Below are 23,867 nucleotides of genomic sequence, written 5' to 3' on the forward strand. Positions count from 1 at the left end.
AGGGCTCTGTCTGTCTGAAAGGCGATGGGCGGGATGCCGTGAATCACGGCGCAGGCGATGGGGCCAGCATATGGCGGGCGCGGTCAAGGTCTTCGATGGTATCCACCCCCAGCGGCACGATGTCCACCCGCGTCAGCGCGATGCTCATGCCATTGGCCAGGGCCCGCAGCTGCTCCAGCTTTTCCCGCTGCTCCAGCTGGGCCGGCGGCAGGGAGACAAACCGTTCCAGTGCGGCGCGGCGATAGGCGTAAAGCCCTATATGGTGGAACAGCGGCCCCTCCCCCCACGGCGCGGTGGCGCGGGTGAAGTAAAGGGCACGCCCCGTATCAGCCCCCGGGGCCATCTCCACCACGGCCTTCACGACATTCGGGTTCGTGCGCTCTCCCGGCTCCGTGATGATGGCGCCCAGGGTGGCGATATCCACGCCCAGGCCGGACAGGGGCGACAGCACAGCGCGGATCGCGGCTGGGTCAATGGTCGGCAGGTCGCCCTGCACATTGACCACGGCATCATGCTGTCCCTCCGGGTCGATGCGGCGGACGGCCTCCCAGACCCGATCAGACCCGGACGGGTGGTCTGGATCGGTCAGAACGGCCGTGCCGCCGGCGGCGGTCACCGCATCGGCGATGGCCTGTTCAGCGGCGGCAACCACCACGGGGCCGATGCCCGCCTCCATGGCGCGCCGCCAGACATGCACAATCATCGGCACCCCATGAATGTCCGCCAATGGCTTGTCCGGCAGGCGTGTGGAGCCCATGCGAGCGGGGATCACCACCAGGGGGCGGACCATGGAAAAGGCGGGTGGGGGACGGTTCGGATCGGTCATGGTTTTCCCGTGCGACATTTGGTCCGCCGGGTCAAGGCGGAAAGCCATGTGCGTTCGTGCATCCTTACGCTAAGTATCGCGCATGGATTTACGCCAAGGCGGGCATGGACGTGCCCGCTTCTTGGCGTTATTGTGCCCGCGCTTGGCGAACCCAAGGGATTAGGACTGATGGCGAGCAGCACCTTCAATAAGATTTTCATGGCGATCCTGACGGCGACGCTGATCGCCCTCCTGGCGGGTTTCGTCTCCAAGAAGCTGGTTCACCCGAACTTCCCGGCCGAACGCGCCTATAAGGTGGAAGTGCCGGAGACCGAAACCGCCGCCGCCGACGCGCCCGCCGCTCCGGCAGAGCCCGATCCGGTGACCCCGCTGATGGCGGCTGCCGATCCGGCCGCCGGTCAGAAGCTGGTCAAGGCCTGCGCGGCCTGCCACAGCTTCGAAAAGGGCGGTGCCAACAAGGTTGGCCCGAATCTGTGGGGCATTGTGGGCAACAAGCACGCGCATGCCGAGGGCTTCGCCTATTCCGACGCCATGAAGGCGCAGGAAGGCAACTGGGACTATGAGCACCTGAACAAGTTCCTGGCAAACCCGAAGGCAGCTGTTCCGGGCACGAAGATGAACTTCGCCGGTATGAAGAAGGTCGAGGATCGCGCCGCGCTGATCGCGTATCTGCGCACGCTGGCCGACAGCCCGGTGCCGCTGCCGTAATCGGCAAGTCACCAATAGCGTGGTATGAAGGGGGCGGCAGCAATGCCGTCCCTTTTTATTTTGCAGGGGCAAAACTGCGCATTCCGGAGTCGCCTGACATGTCCGCCGTTCCCGAATCACTGGTCGATCTCGCCCTGCGTTGCGCCGATGCGGCCGGTGCCGTGGCCCGCCGCCATTATCGCACCCCCGTGGCAGTGGATATCAAGGCGGACGCCTCGCCCGTCACCATCGCCGACCGCGAGGTTGAAAGCGCCATCCGTGCCATTCTCAATGCCGAACGGCCCGAGGACGGCGTGTTAGGTGAGGAACATGGCAGCCAGGACCTGAACGCCGAGTATGTCTGGGTCATTGATCCGATCGACGGGACCAAGTCCTTCATCACGGGCCGTCCGCTTTTCACCACGCTGATTGCCCTTCTGCATCGGGGTGTGCCTGTGCTGGGCATTATTGATCAGCCGGTGGTGGGGGATCGCTGGCTGGGCGTGACCGGGCGGCCCACGACGTTGAACGGCAAGCCCGTGCAGACCCGCGCCTGTGCCGACATTGCGCTGGCGACTCAGGCGGCGACGATGCCCTTCCATCAGGTGGAATTCGCTGTCACCCAGGCGTCCAGCCGCTACATGGTCTGGGGTGGCGACGCCTATGCCTTCGGCCTGCTGGCTGCCGGCTTCATCGACCTGATGGTGGAGGCAGGGTTGCAGCCTTATGACTGGGCCGCCCTGGTGGCCGTGATCGAAGGGGCCGGTGGCCTGATCACTGATTGGGAAGGGCAGCCCCTGCGGTTGGGCTGCACCGGCAATGTCGTGGCGGCGGGGGATCCCGCCTTGCATGCCCATGTGCTGGCAATGTTCAAGGAACGGCGCTGATCCCTCCCTCAGCCGTCCACCGTGACCAGCGCCACGCGGCTTGCCGGCAGCTGCACGGTGACCGTGGTACCGACGGCGGGTGTGCTTTGCATGGTCAGGGACCCGCCATGCGCCTCGGCATAGCCCTTGGCTAATGGCAAACCCAGGCCAGCGCCCGGCTGGCGGCGGTTATGCCCGCCCTCCACCTGCGCGAACGGTTCCAGTGCGATGCGCATGGCATCGACCGTCATGCCGATACCATGGTCGGCCACTTCGATCAGGACATTACCCGTCGGTCCGTCCAAACGCACCGTGACCGTGACAGGTTGACCAGACTCGGAAAAGCGGATGGCGTTGCCCACCAGATTGACAATGATTTGCTTCAACCGCACCTCATCCGCCAGGATGCGCAGGCCGTGCGGGGAAATATCCAGCTTGACGGGCACGCCCCGCTCCGCCGCTTTCTGACGCAACAGGCGCTCGCAGCGTTCAATCAACGGTGCCACATCGACCCAGCCTTCGCGAAGCTCCAGCGTGCCAGCATCCATGCGGGCAATATCCAGCAGATCATTGACCAGCCGCAGCAGATGCAGCCCGCCTTCATGGATGTCCGTGGCATATTCCTTGTACTGCGGCACGCCCAATGGGCCCAGCAGCTCATCCCGCAGGATTTCGGAGAACCCGATGATGGCGTTCAGCGGCGTGCGCAGTTCGTGGCTGATATTGGCCAGGAACTGACCCTTGGCCCGGTCTGCGATGGCGGCCCTGGTTTCAGCCGCGCGCAATGTCTCCCGCCGTGCCAGCTCGGGCCGGCGGTCGCGGGCGACCAGGGTCATTTCGCCCAGCGGCTCCCCCGTTACTGGCAACACGGCCAGTTCGATGGGCACCACCGCACCGGCTTTAGTTTGGATATGCAACGACACCCATTGGGCGCCACCGCGTCCCCGCATCTGCATGGAACGGTGGAACACCAGCCGGTCCGCCTCAACGACAATATCCAGAAAGGGACGCCCGACCACCTGCCCCGCCGCCTCTGCCGACACGCCCAGCATGGACAGGCCGGCACTGTTGATCAGCGACACCCGCCCATCGGCCAGAAGACAGACCATGTCAGGCAGGGCATCGATCAGGGCACGGTAGCGTTCGGACAACTGCCGCAACGCCTCGTTGGTCACCGTCTCTCGTCTGGCTGCGCGCTGTACGCGGGAAAGAATCTGTGCCGTCAATGCGAACAGGACCAGCAGGACCATCGCCAGCACCCAATAGACACCGGCAAGGAACTCCTGTGCCGGTTGCGGCATACGCCAGACGATCCAGCCGGCAGGGTTCTCCCCGGGTCCCATCCCATATTCTCTCAGCGGCAGTGAACCGGCCGCCGCTACCGAGCGGCCAGTGACATCGATATTCTCCAGAAGCAGCGGGTCCAGCAACCGCGCAATGGCCACCCGGTCCAGCTTTTGCAGAAAGACCAGAACCATGCCGTCGGGCCGTGCGTGCCCGCCGGTACTGGGCCTGATATCGGCGCTGCTGACCAAATAAAGCTGGTCGCCCCAGCGGACGATACCGGACACAGCCTCTGTCGGCCCCGGCAGGGCAGCAATGGTGCGGGCATTCATGCTTTGCAGCGCAGCCGGGACCTGCATTTCGCGCATCCGGGCATCGGTCAGCCGCTTGCCATCCTCCATCCCGTAGATGATCCGTCCCTGACGGTCGACCACAAGGCTCATGGACAGGCGATAACCGCCGCTGAGATAGATGCCGATATTCTCATCCGCCCACAACAGATCGAACCTGTCCACGACATGCATGACGGCAGCGTCCCATCCCGCATAGTCGCGCACGACGGTGGCCAGCGACGTCTCGGCGCTAGCCATCATGCGAGCCACACGCTGTTCGGTGCGATGCGCCTCGCCGGCGTCAAAATGCCGGGCCGTCGTGAACAGGATGGCGGCGATGGCCACCACCGCGAAGACCAGCAACAACAGCACCGGCACTGTGGCCAGCGGCAATGACGACCGGTCCGTCGCCTGCGGCGGCAACGGGTCCTCCTGTGTTGGCTGCGGGTCGTGCATCACTTGGATGGCGGCGCTCCGTCGGAATGGAACCCTATCCTCTACCCGAACGGGGTAGGTTGCAACCGTGTTCGGGCACGCCAATTGGCACAGAGACCCGCTGACGGCAGACTACTCAGATGACAGTTTTATGAAAAGATTGCGGTTTTATGAAGCGGTACAGTTCAGCCCGATCCAACGCCGTTACCACTTGGTCGGAACATTCGCACCGACCAAGTGGATTGCATGCTCATGCGTTGCCGTTTATGGATCGAATATACCGCAAGATTACTGCGGAGGCTTCATATCCAGCGGTCGTAACATGGTGGACGGCGCGCTTCCGGAAACGATCAGGACAGCGTCATAATTCCAAAAGAAATCGCGCCCTGTCTCAGGTAGGTGCTTCCATCGGTCGGGTTGTTGCTTCCACGGCCCAAGATCGACGACGACGAACGGCTGATCGCTCAACAACGCACCCAGATCGCCGAACATCTCGGCAAACTTTGCCGTGCAATCTCCAGGAGGGCCAAATATCTGTGCATTCTTGCTTCCCGGCCCGCATAAGGCTAAAAGTGAGAAGGATCTCTCCCCCTCCATTACGGCCAACGCATCCAAGAATCCGCCAAATGATTTGATACCGGTCATGGAGATACCACCCGATAAATGGGTCGCACCCATTTTCAGAAACACGCGTGGACCCTTGCCCTGCTTATCCGTCGCGCTCCGATAGTAAGTCATAAAGTTGCGCTTGATCAGCTCTTCACGCTGATCATTGGAAGCCCATACGCTAAGACCAGAACCTGAAACAAACGGCTGGTAGAGAATAGCCGATTGAATAAGTCCATCTGCGAGCCTGGCCAGCGGTGCGTCCCGCTGGTCTACAAGTTGAGCGCGCAATGTTCGCAAGCGCGCGACATCCACCTTGCCGAGAAAGTCTAGTTTTCCCTGGGACTCTGCCACAAGTGCCGCGGCCGTTGCGCGCGCAGCTGGGTTGATTGCATTGTCTTCGATCTGCCGGAGATGCAAATTGGCCGCGCCGATAAATGCCTGATCGACACCCCATAAGACATTGTCGGGGCCGAGCGACAGCAGTCGTTGCGCCGCCTCTGTCTCCTCCCTCCAGTGGAAGAATGGTAACGCCAATGGCTGATCTGGATAAAGCAAACGCTCCAACCCCTCGACACCGCCTGCACGCAAGGCCGTTTCCATACGGGCACCCATCCACGGGTCAACCTCTACTGTAACGTGGCGATATCCGGCTGATTTCATAATTGGCGCAAGGGCACCAGCGAAATGCGCGATGCCGGCGACCCCGTGATCTTCACCAAGCAGAAAAAACTTCGACTCCTTTGCTTTCCTGGTTAAAAATTCTGCACCAGGCCCGGACAAGTAACCTTCTGTTAGCTTGACTGGCAACAACGAAGCAACAAACAACTCCTCCATCTGCTTCGATTTGTTAGTCTCAATACCTTGTGATTGGACGGGGCCCGTTGACCCCAGCGCAAGTATAATTGTAAATACAATCACAGATTTGGACAAAAACTTCCTTCTCATACACATTTTTTATTCCCCTCATAGTCACCCGCCAGGGTAACGCAATATCATAATACTCAAGCGATGAGGGAGGTCCATTTCTGGAGGGCCAGTTAAGGCCAAATCCACTCCGGATAGGCCCAGGACCCGGGGGCTGGATCAGCACACCGTCAGAAGCTGACAAACGATAGTACCTATAATGCAACAGGTCTGGCGTGTCATGAAGACGTAATAAAACCGCATCAAATCGGCAATACCCCTCTGTTAGCCCTCCGCCGGGGCCTGAGGCACTGTCGATACATACCCGGTGATGGGGATCGGCACGCTGACAGGCTTTGTCGCCCGCGAGATCCCACCGGAGAACAACAATGAGCCTCAAGTCCACCCTGCTGGTCGGCGCCGCCGTCGCCGTTCTGGCCGCCGGCCCGGCCGTGGCCCAGTCCGCCGCCCCGTCCCAGGCCCAGATCGACGCCCTGGCCGCCCAGATCCAGGCCCTGCAGGGCCAGCTGACCTCGCTGAAGGATTCGGTTGCCAAGGAAAGCGCTGCCAACAAGAAGGCGTTGGAGGCGATGCCGAAGGTGACCGCCGATGGTGGCCGCATCCGCGTTCAGACCGCTGACAAGGCCTTTGACGCGGCCATCCGCGCCCGTCTCCACATGGACTATGGCTTCGGCAATGGTGGTAAGAACTTCACCGCCGACGGCACTGATGGCTTCGGCATCCGCCGCGCCTTCCTGGGCGTGGCCGGCAAGGTCTACACTGACTGGACCTATGAAGTGACCGCCAACTTCGCCGGCAATCGTGGCGGCGGCGCGCAGATCCAGGCCGCCAATATCGGCTATACCGGCATCCCGGGCTGGACCCTGGTGGCGGGCGTGATGCAGCCGAAGTTCACGCTGGATGACAGCACGTCCTCCAACGACATCGCTTTCATGGAACGCGCCCCGATCGGCAACATCGTCGTCGGCATCGGTGGTTCCGACAGCCGTACAGCCATCGGCGTGACCAACAAGGGCACCAGCCATTTCGTGGCCGCCTACGTCACCGGCAACTCCACCAACACCACCGGCAGCTTCGACGATCAGGTCAACCTGCTGGGCCGCGCTGCCTACGCCTTCTGGCAGGCCAATGAAGGTTCGGCTGGTATCGGCGTTTCCGGCGTCCTGCAGACCACCCCGCAGGCGACCGCGCGCCCGGTGACCGCTGGCACGGCCACCTCCAACATCGGCTTCGGCGACCGTCCGGGCCTGCGCATCGGCGGCACCGACACCTCCTACCGCCTGACCAACGTCACGGTGAACCAGATCGACAGCGCCTATGCCTATGGCGCCGACCTGGGCGTGAACTATAAGAGCTTCTGGGCCGCCGCCGAGTACTACAATTTCGGCGCTGAATATGCCGACCGCACCGCCTCGGGCGCTGTCCAGACCCTGGCCGATCCGGAGTTCAGCGGCTACTACCTGTCCGCCGGCTACATCCTGACGGGCGAGCGCCGTAACTACAATATCGGCGAATGGTCGGGTGTGAAGCCCTCCTGGCCCGTTGGTCAGAACGGCTTTGGCGCCTGGGAAGTTGCCGCCCGCTACAGCCAGGTTGACCTGATCGACCGGGCCGCCGGCATCAGCACCGGCACTGCCGGCAAGGAAACCAACTGGACGCTGGGCCTGAACTGGTACGTCAACCCGGCCGTGCGCTTCATGCTGAACCACGTCATCAGCAAGACCGAACGCGCCAATGGCCAGGAAGTCGAGCTGGATCTGACCGCCGTCCGCATGCAGTTCCAGTTCTGATCCGCGTCCTGGTTCCACCTTGCTCTCGTCGGGTGGAACTGTTTTCAGTCTCTCGCGTCTACCAGCCCACCGGCTCCCTCAGGGGTCGGTGGGTTTTTTTGTCGATCGGAATCCAGCATATGTGCATGAATATGATTGCTAATGATGCGAACGCTAAAGTTGTTAATGAAATACTAAACTGATGGATCACTACGAGGACATATACGAACGTATATACCTGGTTACCATAATATGTTGCCTTAATATCACAACACGAAAAAGTCGCTGTTTTTCTTTGGAAACCTAACCAGACGGATTATATAGGCCGTAGTGACGCATTGATCCTTTAGTCATACGCATTGTGGAAGGAGCAATTCCTTCCTCCTGCCAAACTGGAGACACAATGCGCGATCTGCGTTCACCGGCACGGCGTGGCCTGATGGCCGGACTGCTGCTGCCGATACTCATTTATGCTGCCCCGGCCATGGCAACGGTCGATGGCCCCACCGCCACTGTCGCTGTGAAGGCCCTGAATTTCCTTCAGCCCAAGCCTGCCAAGCCGACGCCTGTCACCATCGTGACGGCAAGCGGCCAGACAGCCGCGGGCGATGCGGTCAAGTCCGCTCTTGGTGCTGATGTGACGGCTAAGGTCATTGACAGCGCTGGCGACGTGACCGGCGCCATCGCGGTCATCGTGATCGGCGGCGCCGACGTTTCCGGCAAGGCTGCCACAGGCCAACTGGTAATCGGCGACATGGCCTGCATGGAAGCCGGCAAATGCGCCCTCGCGGTGGAACGCCAAGCCTCCGGCGCCGCCAAGTACCATGTCAACACGGCAGCCCTGGCGAAGGCCGGCGTCAGCTTCGACAAGAATTTCCAGATGCTCGTGACCGCGCATTAAGTCGGCGCCAAGACCACCAGGAGTCCTCGTAAATGAAGAAATCTATTCTGCTCGGCGCAACTGCCCTTCTTGCCGTCGGTGCCAACGCTCAGACCATCAACTACACCGCCCTTCAGGATGCGTTCGGCCAGCCCGTGACCACCAGCGTGACGGGCAAGCCGCAGGTTGCCGCCGATGCCCCAGCCGCCCTGCACATCATCACGGTCGAAGACATCAAGGCGACCGGCCTTGATAATCTGCCCGATATTCTGGCCCGCGTCGGCGGTATCGATCTGCTGCGCTGGGGTGCTGGCAGCGTTGATATCGGGATGCGCGGTTACAACCAACCCAACAGTCCGCGCCTGCTGGTCCTGCTGAATGGTCGTCAGGTTTATTCCGACCATTACGCGCTAGTGAACTGGTCGACCATCCCGGTGCAACTGTCGGAAATCAAGCAGATCGAAGTCGTGAAGGGCCCAGTCGGCGCCATCTACGGCTTCAACGCCGTGGCGGGCGTGGTCAATATCATCACCCAGAATCCGCTTTATGACAACGATGGCACCGCCACCGTCCGCTTCGGCAATAATGGCGCCCGCGAAATCGGACTGTCGAAGAATCTGAAGGTTTCCGACAGTTTCGGCCTGCGCTTCTCTGCCGGCTACAAGGAACAGGACGAGTTTAACCAGGGTGCGATTACCGCCGTGGAGCGTGGCCGTCTGCTGGACCCAGAATCGTCCTATGTGGCAGTCGGCGCCCTGGCGCAGCTGACGGACAGCATTCAGGGCGGGTTGGAGTTGACCCGCTCCAAGATGAAGCAGACCGACATGATCGCGACCAATAGCCTGTATGGCGACGATTATCTGGCGAAGTCGGCCAAGCTGGACCTGATCGGCGATGCCGGCGCTGCCGGTCTTGTATCCTTCACCGCCTACCGCAACTGGCTGGATTTCGAGTATTTCGGCATCGGTAAGTCGGACGTGACCACCAGCGTGGTGCAATTGTCGGACCTGATCCAGATCGGCACCGACCACACGGTTAAGATTTCCGGTGAATACCGCCACAACAGCATGGGCCGTTTCCCGGCTCCCGGTGCCACCATCTCCTATGACGTTTGGGCCGTGGCCGGCATGTGGGACTGGCGCCTGACCGACAAGCTGTCCTTCACCAACGCCCTTCGCTCTGACTGGCTGGACCTGAGCTATTCCGGTGCTGCCTCCCCGCCCTATGTCGCCGCTGATTTCGACCGTTCGATCAGCAAGATCAGCGTGAATAGCGGTCTGGTCTACAAGGCGACGGATGTCGATACGCTGCGCGCCACCTATGGCTTGGCCAATCAGCTTCCGTCCATTCTGGAACTGGGTGGCTTCTATCTGCCGACCGTCACCGCAGCCGGCCTCTTCGCTTCGGCGGGCAATCCCCACATCAAGCCCAGTAAGGTACAGAGCTATGAGCTGGGGTATGACCGCGCCCTGGCAGCCATCAATGGCGGGGTGCATCTATCGGTCTTCCGGCAGACCACGGACGATATCAAGTCGTTCCTGGGTTCTGATATCAGCGTCGTGAATGGCCGCCCGGCCTCCATCGTGATCAATGCCGGCGACAGTGCCTCCTGGGGCTTCGAGGCGGCGTTTGATGGACGCACCATGAATGGCGTCCGCTATGGCGCCTCCTATTCCTGGAATGACATCAATGATGATCTGACTGTGAACAAGGGCGCCATCGCCACCCGTCCGGTAAAGTTCGAAGGCGCAGCGCCGCGTCACAAGTTGCAAGGCAATGTAGGCTGGTCGGACGGGGCGCTGTCCACCGACCTGAACCTGTCCTGGCAGTCCAAGCGGACGCTGCTGCGTCCCGTGACCGGTGGTCAGGGCCTGTTCCCAATTGACAGCACTTGGACCGGTACGGCCAGCATCGGCTACCTGTTCGAAACGGGGACAGAGGTCCGCGTCACTGCCAGCGATTTCCTGCGAACGGAAACGGCGCTGGGTTCGGCCCTGGAAACCGAACGCCGCGTCTATGCCAGCGTTTCCCAGAAGTTCTGATACACCAATCTCACAACCCCGTATTATTACGGGGTTGTGAGATTAATAAAATTAATGCCGCTTAATCACATCATAAGAACAGTCATTCATATGCATGTTAAACATTATACCCTTTTGAATATATATCATTTATTTGGAATTTGTATTCAAATTACTCTCTAACGCATTGTCTACTCCCTAAAAAAGGCAGAAGAACGGAAAAGCCATGAAGAACCTGCACGCCAACTTTCTTCGACGCTTCAGTCTGGTAATGTCCTTGCCAGCCTTGCTCTGCACCAGCCCGGCTTTAGCGACCGTAGATGGCCCAACGGCCACCGTCGCGGTCAAAGCCCTTAACTTTCTGCAACCGAAGCCGCAAAAGCCGACCCCGATCACCATCGTTGCTGACAGCGCTCCAGCCGGCGACGCTGTCAAAGCGGCCCTAGGCGCAGATGTAAACGCAAAGGTGGTCACTGGCGCGGGTGGCGACCTTGCGGGGGCCGTTGCGGTGGTTGTCGTGGGCCCTGTGGATGTCTCCGGCAAGGCAGCGCCGGGCCAACTGGTCATTGGGGACATGTCCTGTATGGAAGCCGGCAAATGCGCTCTGGCCGTGGAGCGCCAGGCTTCCGGGGCCGCCAAGTATCACGTGAACACGGCTGCCCTGGCCAAAGCAGGCGTCAGCTTCGACAAAAATTTCCAGATGCTCGTAACGGCGCACTGAGCCCGACGAACCACCAGGAGTGATAAAAATGAAGAAATCCGTACTGTTGGGCGCCACCACGCTCATCGCCGTCGGCGCCAATGCCCAGACGATCAACTATACCGCTCTCCAGGACGCGTTCGGCCAGCCGGTGACAACCAGCGCCACGGGTAAGCCGCAGGTGGCATCCGACGCCCCGGCATCGCTGCGCATCATCAGCGCCGCAGACATCAAGGCTAGCGGCCTGGACAACCTTCCCGACATTCTGAACCGCTATAGCGGTTTGGATGTTCTGCGCTGGGGCACCGGTGCCGCCGATGTGGCCATCCGTGGTTACAACCATGGCCATTACGGACGCCTGCTGGTGCGCGTCAATGGACGCCAAGTGTTCAACGACCATTATGCCATGGTCGTGTGGAACACCATCCCGGTGACCTTGGCCGAAATCAAGCAGATTGAGATCGTCAAGGGTCCGGTTGGGGCCATCTATGGCTTCAATGCCGTGGCCGGCGTGATCAACATCATTACGGTGAACCCGCTGTATGATGAGACGGGTAACGCTACGCTGCGCGCCGGCAATAATGACAAGCGCGAAGCCAATATGGTTAAGACGCTCAAGTTTGGCGACAGCTTGGGACTGAAGCTCTCCGCTGGCTACAAGGAGGCTGATGAGTTCCAGCGCGGGAACCTCACCGCGACAGAGCGTAACCGCCTGCGGGATATGGAGGCCAACCATGTTTCCGCATCTGGTGTGGCGCAGGTGGCCGACAATATTCAGGTGGGCCTTGAGCTGTCTCGTAGCTACTCTCTCCAGGATAACTACACGACGACCAACACCTACTTCGCGATTGACTATGTCGCACGAGCTGCAAAGCTCGATGTCGACGTCGACGCTGGTGAAGTTGGACTGGTAAACCTCTCCGTTTATCGCAATTGGCTGGACTTTGATTACCTTGGTCTTGGCACGGCATCCGACGCGCGCCTCACGGTTGCGCAGATATCTGATCTGATCCAGCTAAACACAGATCACACCGTGAAAATTACCGGTGAATATCGTCGCTCCGAAATGGGACGCTGGCCATCGCCGGGGGGTCGGATCAGCGCTGACATCTTTGCTGGCTCGCTGATGTGGGACTGGAAAGTCTCGGACAATGTCTCCTTCACCAACGCTGCGCGGGTCGATAATTTCAATCTGGGCTACGAAGGTGCAGCGATGACGCCGCGCTTGCTGTCCGAGTTCAACACCAAGATGACGAAGGTCAGCCTCAACAGCGGCTTGGTCTATAAGCCCACATCTGAAGATACGCTTCGCTTCACTTATGGTCTGGCTAATCAATTGCCGGCCATGTTTGAACTTGGTGGCTTCTACGGCGCTGGCACAGTCGGCAATCCGAAGCTGAAACCTGCCAGCATCAGTAGTTTCGAACTGGGGTATGACCATGCGCTGCCGGCGATCAATGGCAGCTTCGGCATCACCGCTTATCGCCAGCAGACCAAGGACGTCAAGGCGACCACTGGCGGCACGGCGGACCGGGTCCTGATCAATGGCACCTTGACCCAGACCTTCATTAATGCCGGTGAATCCTCTTCCTGGGGCATGGAGGCCGACATCAGGGGTGCTATTGCCGGCGGCGTCACCTATAGCGCATCCTACACTTGGACAGACATCGACGATAACCTGACGATTAACAAGGGCCCCCTACCCACCCGGCCTGTCTATTATGAAAAGGCCACCCCCAAACATAAGCTGCAAGGCAATATCGGCTGGACGAGCGGCGCCTTGTCTGCGGATCTGGGTTTGACTTGGCAATCCGGCCGATATCAGTTGCGACCGGGAACCGGTACTCAAACCGGCTTCCTGATACCGACCAAGATCGACTCCTATGTAAGCGGCACTGCTTCGGTTGCCTACACCTTCTCCACGGGCACCGAGGTGCGGGCAACCGCGACAGACTTCCTCCGCGCCAGCACGCAGGCAACGTCGGTGCTTGAAACGGAACGCCGAGTCTATCTGAGCCTGTCTCAGTCGTTCTGATCCGACAACGGGGGTCGGGTCTTCTCCTGAAGGCCCGACTCTCGTCAGCCTTTTTAAACCCGCCGTCCGGGCTGACGCACAAGGATAATAAATATGCATCATACAATTCTCGCTCGTCTGGACCGGTTGTCACTGCTGGCCAAGCTGATGGCCGGTCCCATCGTCGCCGCTCTCGCCATGCTGGTACTGGGCGGGCTTTCCATTATCGAACTGCGTTCGCAGGCGGCGGAAACCCGCGTCCTGGTGGATGAGAAGCTGGCCAGGGCAACCGAGATGCAGAATCTGGTGGCGGAGCTGAAGGGCAGTTTGGGCTCGGCCTATTTCGCGGTTCTGTCGGTGGCGGGCGGCAATCCCGCTGCGGGCGCTATCAAGGAACTGGAATCCGTTAAGACTGCCATCGCCAATGAGGCGCAGCGTCTGACGGTCATTTCCGACACCATCGCCGATCCCAAGCTGAAAGCAACGGTAAAGGCGTCAGCGGCGGAACTGGACGGGTTCAGCGGCGCAGTAGACGTCGTCTCCACCATGCTGGAGGTCGATATCGCCACGGCGGCCGGTGCCGTTCTGCCCTTCAATGAAAAGGTACAGGTCATCGTTGCCGCCCTGGACACGGCGATGGCCCAGATCCAGGCCGACGCCCGTACCAGCGTGGAGCGTCAGGCGCAAAGCGCTGTAACGGCATCATGGCTGCTGGTTCTGGGCCTCCTGATCGCTTTGGCTATCGTATCCCTGCTGGTGTTTTTCATCACCAGACTGGTCCGCAACGGGATCGATGGGATCGCGCAGGCGATGGGTCGGCTCGCCGCCAATGACCTGTCGGTCGATCCGGCTCCGCTGGTTCGCAGTGACGAGTTGAACAGCTTGGTCGATGGCCTGTTTGCCTTCAGAAAAGCCTTGCAGGAAGCTGCCCGCCTGTCAGCCGAACGTGTGGAAGCGGATGCCCGCGCCCGCCGGGCCCTGCTGGCGCTTGCGGACAGTTTCGAGGCGACTGTGCTGGGCTCCGTCCGCACAGTCGGCGAAACAGCAGGCACCGTGTTGAGCGAGGCGGAACGTCTGGGTCTGGTGGCCGAAGATGGGCGCACCGCCGCCAGCCACGTCTCTCGCGCCGCCGAAAGTTCGGACCAGGGCGTGCAGTCGGTCGCCAGCGCTGCGGAAGAACTGGCCGTCTCCTTCAATGACGTCGCCCGTCAGGTTGAAGGCGTCACGGGCAGCACGCGCCAGGCCTCTGCGGCGGTTGAACGGTCCGACGGCCTTGTCCGCAATCTCAGCAGCGAGGCCGAAGGCATCAAGAATGTCGTTGACCTGATTTCCGCCATCGCCAGCCAGACCAACCTGCTGGCCCTGAACGCGACCATCGAGGCCGCCCGCGCCGGAGAGGCCGGTAAAGGTTTCGCCGTGGTGGCGTCGGAGGTCAAGCAACTGGCCGGCCAGACCGCCAAGGCGACGGAAGAAATCGAACGCCGCATCAGCGCCGTCCGCCACGCCGCCAACGCCGTCGTCGGTGCCCTGACCGAGATCACCGACCGGATCGGCGACGTGTCCAGCGTCAGCACAACGGTGGCAGCAGCGGTGGAACAGCAGCGGATGGCCACCCAGGAAATCGCCCGCTCGGTGCAGTCGGCCTCCACCGCCAGCCGCGAGGCGGCCAGCGAGGTGCAGTCCCTGGCCCAGGTTGCCGCCGGCACCGGCGACGCCGCCCGCGGCCTGCGTGAGGCGGCGACGGGGCTGACCAACGGTGCTGCCCGCCTGCGCCAGGAGGTGGATGGCTTCCTGCAGCGGGTCCGCGCCGGCTGATCCGCGTGCGTATAGCCAATAAAAAAGGGCGCCCCCCGACCGGGGGCGCCCTTTTCTCTGTGCAGCCGGTCAGCCCGGTCGCTTGACGGCATTGATCCCCTTGGCCCCGGCCCGCGCCACGACATCGGCCAGCGGCTCCGTCACCACCGCCATGTGGAAGGCATTGGCATGAAGTAGCGTATGGGCGTTGGTCATGATACCGACATGACCGGGGAAGAACACCAGATCGCCCCGGCGATACTCCACGCCTACCCCATCGGCGGAGATCAGGGTGCCGACAGCGGCAGCCTGCTGATCACTGTCGCGCGGGCAATCGACCCCGGCGGCCATCAAGGCCAATTGCACCAGTCCGGAACAATCAATGCCTACGCTGGTGCGACCGCCCCACAGATAGGGCGTGCCCATAAAGCGCTCAGCCACTGCAACAAAGTCAGAAGCAAAGTCATCCATCGGGGCCAGATGGCGGGAATGCACCCAGCCACCGCCCTCGACCTGCAACCATTCCCCCTGTTTACCCGTCACAACGACACAGGCACCCATGGATAACACGTCCAGGAATGGCAGTTTCAGGTCCGGCTCGGGCTGCAAGAAGGTCCGAAGTGCGGTAACCTTGTGCGTCGCTTCGGTCAGGCCTGCTTCCAGCGCCTCAACCCGCAGCCAGCCGACATAGCCATCGGTTTCATTCTGCCCCCAGGCCCAGCCATCCTGCTCGTCCAGCACGGTGAAGCCTTCGCCCAGCAGCAGCTCGGTCGATTGCCGCGCCTCGTAGGACGGCTTCTCCTTCAGGGCGGTGAACCCGCTGTTGATCTGGCAAGGCACGCCATCGATGAAACGGGCGGCGGTTACGCGACCGCGCAGATAGCTGGCGGCCAGGTCATCCCGATAGGGATGGATGCGGGGATCGGGTTTTTCTTGGTCGGTCATGCCGAAGGGGCCAGGGCTTCCGTGCGGGCACCGTCCACCATCACGGGCGGGACGACACCACTGATATCCAGGGCGGGATCGGCAATGACCCCGCCTTCCTCACCGACCACAGGTGCCTTCTCCGCATCGATCACCATCTGGCCGAACTCAGCCAGGAAGACGGACCCTTTGACAGTCCGCTGGACCAGTACGTTACGGCGATCCTCCTGATCGCGCTTGCGCTTGATGTAGCCCAGCCGGCCCAGCCGGTCCAGCGCGCGGGTGATGGCGGGCTTTGACACGTTCAAGGTCGCGGCCAGCCCGCGCACCGTGTGCGGCGGCGGCGTCAGAAACACGGTGAGCAGCAGCGCCAGCTGCCGTGCGGACAGGTCGGGCCCATCCTTGCGCACACTGGCGACCAGTGCGCGTCGCCACAGTTGCAGCGCCTCTAGGTTACGTGACATGCCCCGCCCCCCGAACCCGCGTCCCATACCCGGCACCATGCGATATCCGCAACCGGGCACGGGAAGCGAGTGTGCCGAAGATCAGTCCCTTCGGCAAGCCGGGACAACAAGGATTGTTACTGTTTCGAACCAAAACGTTTGGCAATAACCGCGAACATGGCGCGCAAGGTCATAGCCTCCCCCCCTTCCGGGCGACCCGGACGGTTGGACTGGTTCCAGGAGAACAGGTCCATATGGGCCCAAACCGTGTCCTTCGATACGAACTGTTCCAGATACAGTGCCGCCGTGATGGCACCCGCCATACCGCCGCCCGGCGCATTGTTCAGATCGGCGATCTTGCTGTCCAACTGCGCGCGGTAGCCCTGCCACAGGGGCAGACGCCACAGCGGGTCGTCCGTGGCCGTCCCCGCGGCCAGGATCTCCGCCGCCAGCGCATCATTGTTGGAGAACAGGGCCGGCAGGTCGGGACCCAGCGCCACGCGCGCCGCGCCCGTCAAGGTCGCGAAATCCAGCAGCAGAGCAGGATTCTCGCTGTCCGCCTCAGTCAAGGCATCACACAGGATCAGACGGCCTTCGGCATCCGTATTGCCGATCTCCACAGTCAGGCCCTTGCGGGTGGGGATGATATCCATGGGACGGAAGGCATTGCCGGCAATGGAATTCTCCACCGCCGGGACCAGCACACGCAGCCGCACTGGAAGCTTCGCCTCCATGATCAGCCGCGCCAAGCCCAGCGCATGCGCCGCACCACCCATATCCTTCTTCATCAGCAGCATGCCCGCCGACGGCTTGATATCCAGGCCGCCTGTGTCAAAGCACACGCCCTTGCCGACCAGCGTCACCAGCGGGTGGGCAGCATCGCCCCAGCGCAACTCGACCAGACGTGGCGCACGCGCGGCGGCGCGGCCCACGGCATGGATCATGGGATAGTTCTGGGTCAGCAGGTCATCACCGACAATGGCGCTGAAGCTCGCGCCGAACTCGGCGGCCAGCTTCTGTGCCGCCTCGGCCAGCTGCGGCGGGCCCATATCCTCACAGGGCGTGTTCACCAGATCGCGGACCATGAAGGCCGCCTTGGCAAACCGTACCACCGCCGCCGCATCGGCCTTGGCCGGCAGGACCAGGCTGGCAAATTCCTTGCTGGATTTCTTGTAGCGGGTGAACTGATACGTCGCCAGGACCCAACCGGTGGCCACGGCCGTCGCCGTATCGGCATCCAGATCGGCCTCAATCGCGTAGGACCCGGCGGGCAGGCTGCCCGGCAGACCGGCCAGCGACCAGATATCGATCCGGTCGGCCACCCCGGCCAGCACGCGTGTAATCTGTCCATCGGTACCCGGCAGGATGGCGGTGGCACCGGGGGCGGCCTTGAAACCCAGACGCTTCACCCAGGCGGCATCGGCCGGAGATGCGGTACCCAGCCAGGCATCCAGCCCGGCCTTGGTCACCAGCGTCAGGGGAACGGTATCGGCAGCGGCGGCTGTCAGGAGATGGTCGATCACGAAATCTCGTCCTTGGGCTGTAGCGGTCGTGCATGGGTGCCGCGATTGTCCCCGTGCCAAGTTGGGGCTTTGCGGTCATTCGCCAACAGCCCTACTCTCCCGTCCTCCTCTCCGCAACGGTGAAGCAGAGCCATCGCAATGTCCGACAGAAACTCCGCCCCCCTCACCCTGGTGATCGGCAACAAGGCCTATTCGTCCTGGTCGTTGCGCCCCTGGCTGGCCCTGCGCCATGCCGGCACTGAATTCGCGGAGGTGGTGGTGCCGTTGCGCCAACCGGACACCAAGGCCACCCTTCTCTCCCACGCGCCCAACGGCAAGGCCCCCTCCTTACGCCACGGCGATCTGGTGGTCTGGGACAGTCTGGCCATCTGCGAATATGTGAACGAACTGTTCCCGGCGGCACAACTCTGGCCCGCTGACCCGGCGGTGCGCGCCGTGGCCCGGTCGGTGGCGGCGGAGATGCATTCGGGCTTCCCCGACCTGCGCAAGAACCTGTTCATGGATGTGCGGAACAGCCATCACCGCCCCGACCGTGTGGCGGCGGCCCAATCCGATATCGACCGGGTCCTGGCCCTGTGGGCCGATTGCCGGACCCGATTCGGGGCAGGTGGGCCCTTCCTGTTCGGCGACTTCACCATTGCGGATGCCATGTTTGCCCCCGTCGCGACACGTCTGCGCACCTGGAACGTGCCCCTGGACGGGATTTCCGCCGCTTACGTGGATACGATCTATGCGCTGCCGGCTATGCAGGACTGGCTGCAGGCGGCAGCGGCCGAACCGTGGGTCATTGCCTTCGAAGGCATGTGACATCACAAGAATACCCAGTTCGGCCTATTGCTTTGGTGGGTGACATGTCAGAAAGTGCGCTGCCGTCATCGGCGGCGCGCTTTCGGGGAATTAAGAGGTCGGGTTTGGCGGGCCGGGGGTTTCTGCGTGTGGCGCGGGCAATATTGCTGCCAGCCCTGGCACTGTTGGTTGCGACGGCGGCCGGCGCTGCTGATCTGCGCATCGGCCTGATGAATCTGGCGCGCAGCACTGACCCGCATGTCGGTGCCAACCGCAACGAATATCTGCTGCATGATCAGGTCTATGAGGGCTTGGCCCATGCCGACGCCAGTTTCCAGCCCAAGCCAAGACTTGCCGAAAGCTGGGAACAGTTGCCGGACGGTGCCTGGCTTTTCCATCTGCGCCGTGGTGTCCGCTTTCAGAATGGCCGCTTACTGACCCCGCGCGACGTGATCTACAGCATGTGCCGGACGAGCAAGGTAGGGCCGGAACCCCGCCCCTTCGCGGCGCGTCTGGCGGAGGTAGCGACGATCACCGCACCCGATGCACACAGCATCCTGGTCCGCCATCACAACCCCGTGATGATCTTTCCCAGCGATGTCGCCAATATTCCCATCATCCCGGCTCCACCGGAGAAGAACCAAGTCCCCGTCAGCTACAGTGCGGAGGGTTGCATAGGGTTTATCGACTGGACCGACAGCAGCCGCTTCAACGATCCCGCCTTTCGGGCGGGCACTGGGCCCTATCGGGTTGTTACGTTCGGCGAAAAGGAAATCGTGCTGGAACGTAACCCGAGCTATTGGGGCAGCCCGGGCGATTGGGAACAGGTGCGCCTGATCAAACTGGCGGAGAGCGAGCGGGTCGCTGCCATGATGGAGGGACGGATCGATATCCTGGACGCCGTCTCCCTTGAGGCCCTGCCCTTCTTCGCCAGCCGGCCCGGCGTGACGGTTGTGGAAGGCCCCTCTGCCGCCGTTGCCTATCTTCAAGCCAATCAGCATGCCCCGGCGGAGGGCCAGACAAATCGCTTCCGCGATGTCCGGGTGCGTCGCGCCCTGATGCTGGCCATTCCCGGACAGTTGCTGGCCGATCGGATTGTGCCGGGCTATGGCACCGCCACGGGGCAGATCGCCATGAAGGGCATGCCGGGCTACACCACCGCCATTCCCACCGATGTCTATGACCCGTCGGAGGCCAAGCGTCTGCTGGCCGAGGCTGGGTTGGCCGGGGGCTTTGACACGACCCTGATGGTTACCCCCCTGCAATCCAAGATCGGGGATGCCATCGCCTATTTCCTGGACAAGGTGGGCGTGCGGGCCAAGGTGCAGATCGAACCGATGGAACGCTATACGGAACGGCTGCGCACCGGCGATTTCGAGCTGTTCTATGGCGGCTGGATTTTCAACCCCAGCAACATGCCGGATTCGCTGCGGGCCCTGCTGGGCACCGGTACTGATGGTCGCAACCGCGCCGCCCATAATTATGCCGGCTACTGCAACCCCGTTATCGACCGGCTGCTACGCGCCGCCCTGTCAGAGGCCGATGCCGGCAAACGGGACCTGATGCTGCAGGAAGCGGCCCAGGCCCTTTACAATGACGTGGCCTGGATACCGCTGATGCATGCCCAGGGCCGCTGGGTTGTGCGCAATGGCGTGGAATTGCAACCCCGGCTGGACCGTCTGCTGCTGATACAAGAGATTCGTGGCGAAGCCGCAACCCGTTGACGGTCGCCGACCGAAACCCCACATTCCTTGGTCATTGTGCCATGTCGAATTTGGGGGGTGAGGCAAGGTGCATGCGAGCGAGCAAAGCCGACCACTCAGCCGACGCTAGCGAAAGGCCTCATATGGAGAGCTGGTGGTACGCGCAGAACGGCAAGGCCTATGGACCGGTACAGGTTTCGCATCTGCGCTATTTGCTGGAGATGGGCGATCTGAATGCCCAGCATTGGCTATGGGCACCGGGAATGCCCGCCTGGGCGCAGGCCGGCAGCTTCCCGTCGTTTGCCGATCAATTGCTCACCGCCCGGTCCAGCCAACATGCCTCCGACATGGCACCGGCCCCTGCCGACCTTCCCAACCCAGAAAATCCCAGGCTGGCACCGCCATGGAGCCGATTCTGGGCGCAGGCCTGTGATTATCAGCTGCTCCTGGCAACGTTCACCCTATTGCTGGCACTGGCCGGCTATCGGCTTGAACATGACGGCCTGCGGCTATTGGCGGCCTTCATGCTTCTGCCAGTTGGGCTTCTGCTGCAGGCCGTGCTGCTGTCAGCGACCGGTATGACACCGGGCAAATGGCTTCTGGGTCTGCATCTGCGTTATCAGGACGGAACCCAACCGGGCCTGGGTTGCCTTATCCAGCGACAAAAGCTTCTGTGGAAACAGGGTTTCGCGTTCGGCATCACCCCGATCAGTTGCTTCACGATGCTGGACAGCAAGGCGCTGCTTGAAAGGGCGCGGCCTGTTCCGTGGGACGAACAGACTGGCATGAATGTCTACCAATCACGGCCCAGCATCGGCCGACAGTGGCTCTGTGTAGTCCTGATCGCTTTCCTGATCGTCGGGTCACAGGCACTCGCATCGCATCTGCTGCAAAAGCCGTTCAGCCTCTATCTCTGATCTGGCACTTGGCAACGCCCGGATGTCGGCCTATAGCCGCAACCATGCCGCACCGCCCCTCTTTCTTCTCCTGGTTCCTGCTGCTGGCCGCCTCGCCCCTCTTGTTCGGGTCGAACGTGCTGGCCGCACGGTTTGTGGCGGGGGAGATACCGGCGGTTTCCATGGCGTTCTGGCGCTGGACCCTGGCGCTTTTGATCCTGGCCCCCTTCATCCGCCATGAACTGATCGCCGGCTGGCCGGAATTGCGGCGCGACTGGCGCGGGTTTCTGTTGCTCGGCGCGCTCGGCATGGGCATTTGCGGCGCGCCCGTCTATCTGGCGGGACAAACGACGACAGCCACAAATATCAGCCTGATTTATGCCTCGGCCCCCGTGCTGATCGTGCTCTATGGCCGCCTGTTCTGGCGGGAACGGGTCAGCGCCATCCAGGCCACGGGCGTGGCGGTCAGTCTGGCGGGCGTGGTCACCGTCATCGCCAAGGGCGATCCCAAGGCACTGCTGCATCTGCATTTCACGGCGGGGGATCTCTGGATCGTGCTGGCGGCCAATGGCTGGGCCTTCTACTCGCTGCTGCTGCGCCACCGTGCCTCTGGCCTGACGCCGTTTGCCCGCTTCTCCGGCATCTGTGCCGGCGGGGTGGTGGCGATGCTGCCTTTCTATGGGCTGGAAATGGGCATGGGACAGGTGGCGGACGGATCGTTCCGCACCATCGCCACCCTGCTCTTCCTGGCCCTGGTGCCGGGCCTCGCCTCCTACCTTGTCTATGGGCGGCTGGTGACGGTGTTCGGGCCAGGACGGGCCGGCATGACGCTCTACCTCACCCCGCTCTACAACGCCGCCTTGGCCGCCCTGCTGCTGGGGGAGCGGCTGGAGGGTTTTCATCTGGCGGGCATGGCCCTGGTCCTGCCGGGCATCTGGCTGGCGACCCATCGGCCCGCGCAATAATTCGTCACCGAAACCGCCCCTGCAAGGCAGATCAGCGTTTCCCGAACCCCACTTCGCACAGTAATTGCGCTCCCGAACGCCTATCCTGTGACCACAGTTCTGACCTGCCCATCCGAGGTTCCGATGTCCTTCTTTCAGCCGCTGGCTCAACAGCCCGCCGACACCCTTCTGGCCCTGATCGGCATGTTCCGCAACGATCCCCGTCCGGGCAAGATCGACCTGGGCGTGGGCGTGTTCCGTGACGATGAAGGCCATACGCCCGTCATGCGCTCGGTCAAGGCGGCGGAACGCAAGCTGTGGGAAAGCCAGGACAGCAAGTCCTATCTGGGTCCCGAAGGCAATGTCGCCTTCGCCCGCCACATGGCGCGACTGGCCCTGGGTGATGTGGAGTTGGGCGGCCGCCTGACGGGTGTGCAGACGCCGGGCGGCACCGGCGCCCTGCGTCTGGGCGCGGAACTGATCGCGGCCAGCCGGCCCGGCGTTACCGTCTGGGTGGGCACACCCACCTGGCCCAATCATCCGCCCATCCTGGCCGCTGCCGGCCTGAAGGCCCAGACCTACAAACATTTCGACCCGGCCAGCCAGACCCTGACCTTTGATGCCGTCATGGATGCGCTGAACCGCGCGCAGCCGGGCGATGTCGCCCTGCTGCATGGTTGCTGCCACAACCCGACCGGCGCTGATTTCAGCCTGGAACAGTGGCGGGCAATCGCCGACACCCTTTCATCGCGCAATATCCTGCCCTTCCTGGATCTGGCCTATCAGGGGCTGGGCCTGGGCATGGAGCAGGACGCCGCCGGCGTGCGCATGGTGATGGATGCCTGTCCGGAGGCTGTGCTGGCCTATTCCTGCGACAAGAATTTTGGCGTCTATCGCGACCGTGTCGGCGCGCTGTTCGTACAGACCGGCAGTGCCGCCGATACCGACCGTGTCGGTTCCAACATACTGGCCCTGGCGCGTGCCAACTGGTCTATGCCGCCCGACCATGGCGGGGCCGTCATCGCCACTTTGATGGATGATGCCGCCCTGGTGGCCGACTGGCGGCTGGAACTGGATACAATGCGCGACCGGTTGCTGGGCATCCGCGCCGCGCTGGCCGCCCATGGCGGTGTGCTGGGCCGGGTGGATCAGCAGCGGGGCATGTTCTCCCTGCTGCCGCTCTCACCCGATGTTGTGAAACGCCTGCGCGAGGAACATGCGGTCTACATGGCCGGCTCCGGTCGCATCAATGTCGCCGGTCTGTCGGTGGAAACGGCGGGCCGGTTTGCGGCGGCGCTGGCGGCTTGTCTGTGATCCGTAGCGCGGATTAGCGCAGCGTAATCCGCGGAGCCACGTCGATGTGCTTCCGCGGATTACGGCTTGCGCCTAATCCGCGCTACGCCCAGCAGGGTTGCGCGGGTGGGCCGCCAACTGGTTTGACAGGGCCCCCGCTATCCTCTATACCCGCCACCATTCCTGGGAAGGCGGGCGCCGGTCATTTGGCGCC

General features: G+C 62.2%; 19 protein-coding genes. 13 read left to right on the plus strand and 6 right to left on the minus strand.

The features are described from left to right. Positions 1-43: 43 nt before the first annotated feature. Positions 44-790: a 3-deoxy-manno-octulosonate cytidylyltransferase gene (locus ABC729_RS20150; protein WP_495609525.1), complete on the minus strand. Its 747-nt coding sequence runs from the start codon at positions 788-790 to the stop codon at positions 44-46. A 234-nt stretch (positions 791-1,024) separates the two neighbouring features. On the opposite strand from ABC729_RS20150, the gene ABC729_RS20155 reads away from it, so the two are divergent. Beyond that, on the plus strand, positions 1,025-1,534 hold the full coding sequence (locus ABC729_RS20155; protein WP_495609392.1) for a c-type cytochrome: 510 nt from the start codon (positions 1,025-1,027) through the stop codon (positions 1,532-1,534). A gap of 98 nt (positions 1,535-1,632) precedes the next feature. Then, positions 1,633-2,400: an inositol monophosphatase family protein gene (locus ABC729_RS20160; protein WP_495609393.1), complete on the plus strand. Its 768-nt coding sequence runs from the start codon at positions 1,633-1,635 to the stop codon at positions 2,398-2,400. A gap of 8 nt (positions 2,401-2,408) precedes the next feature. Here the strand turns inward: ABC729_RS20160 and ABC729_RS20165 are convergent, their stop codons facing one another. Further along, on the minus strand, positions 2,409-4,418 hold the full coding sequence (locus tag ABC729_RS20165) for an ATP-binding protein (RefSeq protein ID WP_495609394.1): 2,010 nt from the start codon (positions 4,416-4,418) through the stop codon (positions 2,409-2,411). Between the two features lie 300 nt (positions 4,419-4,718). Beyond that, positions 4,719-5,969, minus strand: a complete 1,251-nt coding sequence (locus ABC729_RS20170; protein ID WP_495609395.1) for a hypothetical protein — start codon at positions 5,967-5,969, stop codon at positions 4,719-4,721. 362 nt (positions 5,970-6,331) lie between these two features. Here ABC729_RS20170 and ABC729_RS20175 point away from each other — a divergent pair, with 362 nt between their 5' ends. The 6 genes from ABC729_RS20175 to ABC729_RS20200 all read left to right on the plus strand — a co-directional run bounded on the left by ABC729_RS20175 (position 6,332) and on the right by ABC729_RS20200 (position 15,162). After that, the gene (locus ABC729_RS20175) at positions 6,332-7,753 is read left to right on the plus strand and encodes a porin (RefSeq protein WP_495609396.1); all 1,422 of its coding nucleotides are present in this window, start codon (positions 6,332-6,334) and stop codon (positions 7,751-7,753) included. 418 nt (positions 7,754-8,171) lie between these two features. Further along, complete coding sequence (locus ABC729_RS20180; protein ID WP_495609397.1) at positions 8,172-8,633, plus strand: hypothetical protein; 462 nt, start codon at positions 8,172-8,174, stop codon at positions 8,631-8,633. Positions 8,634-8,665: 32 nt separating this feature from the next. Further along, entirely contained in the window at positions 8,666-10,654 is a 1,989-nt protein-coding gene (locus tag ABC729_RS20185) for a TonB-dependent receptor plug domain-containing protein (RefSeq protein ID WP_495609398.1), read from the plus strand. A gap of 205 nt (positions 10,655-10,859) precedes the next feature. Next, positions 10,860-11,354, plus strand: a complete 495-nt coding sequence (locus ABC729_RS20190) for a hypothetical protein (protein WP_495609399.1) — start codon at positions 10,860-10,862, stop codon at positions 11,352-11,354. A gap of 28 nt (positions 11,355-11,382) precedes the next feature. After that, positions 11,383-13,368, plus strand: coding sequence for a TonB-dependent receptor plug domain-containing protein (locus ABC729_RS20195; protein WP_495609400.1), 1,986 nt, complete (start codon positions 11,383-11,385; stop codon positions 13,366-13,368). A 93-nt stretch (positions 13,369-13,461) separates the two neighbouring features. Continuing rightward, entirely contained in the window at positions 13,462-15,162 is a 1,701-nt protein-coding gene (locus ABC729_RS20200; RefSeq protein ID WP_495609401.1) for a methyl-accepting chemotaxis protein, read from the plus strand. Positions 15,163-15,231: 69 nt separating this feature from the next. On the opposite strand, the gene ABC729_RS20205 is transcribed toward ABC729_RS20200, so the two are convergent. From ABC729_RS20205 to ABC729_RS20215, 3 genes are all read right to left on the minus strand, one after another. Beyond that, positions 15,232-16,086: a C40 family peptidase gene (locus tag ABC729_RS20205; protein ID WP_495609402.1), complete on the minus strand. Its 855-nt coding sequence runs from the start codon at positions 16,084-16,086 to the stop codon at positions 15,232-15,234. Then, positions 16,083-16,529, minus strand: a complete 447-nt coding sequence (locus ABC729_RS20210) for a MarR family transcriptional regulator (protein WP_495609403.1) — start codon at positions 16,527-16,529, stop codon at positions 16,083-16,085. The genes ABC729_RS20205 and ABC729_RS20210 overlap by 4 nt, the downstream gene beginning before the upstream one ends. 116 nt (positions 16,530-16,645) lie before the next feature. Next, complete coding sequence (locus tag ABC729_RS20215; protein WP_495609404.1) at positions 16,646-18,031, minus strand: leucyl aminopeptidase family protein; 1,386 nt, start codon at positions 18,029-18,031, stop codon at positions 16,646-16,648. A gap of 138 nt (positions 18,032-18,169) precedes the next feature. On the opposite strand from ABC729_RS20215, the gene ABC729_RS20220 reads away from it, so the two are divergent. From ABC729_RS20220 to ABC729_RS20240, 5 genes are all read left to right on the plus strand, one after another. Continuing rightward, positions 18,170-18,838: a glutathione S-transferase family protein gene (locus tag ABC729_RS20220; protein WP_495609405.1), complete on the plus strand. Its 669-nt coding sequence runs from the start codon at positions 18,170-18,172 to the stop codon at positions 18,836-18,838. Positions 18,839-18,966: 128 nt separating this feature from the next. After that, positions 18,967-20,541, plus strand: a complete 1,575-nt coding sequence (locus tag ABC729_RS20225) for an ABC transporter substrate-binding protein (protein WP_495609406.1) — start codon at positions 18,967-18,969, stop codon at positions 20,539-20,541. Continuing rightward, complete coding sequence (locus tag ABC729_RS20230; protein ID WP_495609407.1) at positions 20,538-21,437, plus strand: RDD family protein; 900 nt, start codon at positions 20,538-20,540, stop codon at positions 21,435-21,437. Before ABC729_RS20225 ends, ABC729_RS20230 begins: the two co-directional genes overlap by 4 nt. A gap of 44 nt (positions 21,438-21,481) precedes the next feature. Then, complete coding sequence (locus ABC729_RS20235; protein WP_495609408.1) at positions 21,482-22,381, plus strand: DMT family transporter; 900 nt, start codon at positions 21,482-21,484, stop codon at positions 22,379-22,381. Between the two features lie 123 nt (positions 22,382-22,504). Beyond that, complete coding sequence (locus ABC729_RS20240) at positions 22,505-23,674, plus strand: amino acid aminotransferase (RefSeq protein ID WP_495609409.1); 1,170 nt, start codon at positions 22,505-22,507, stop codon at positions 23,672-23,674. The last annotated feature ends 193 nt before the right edge of the window (positions 23,675-23,867 follow it).

It is taken from the genome of Niveispirillum sp. CC-CTL257 (genome assembly GCF_059489915.1).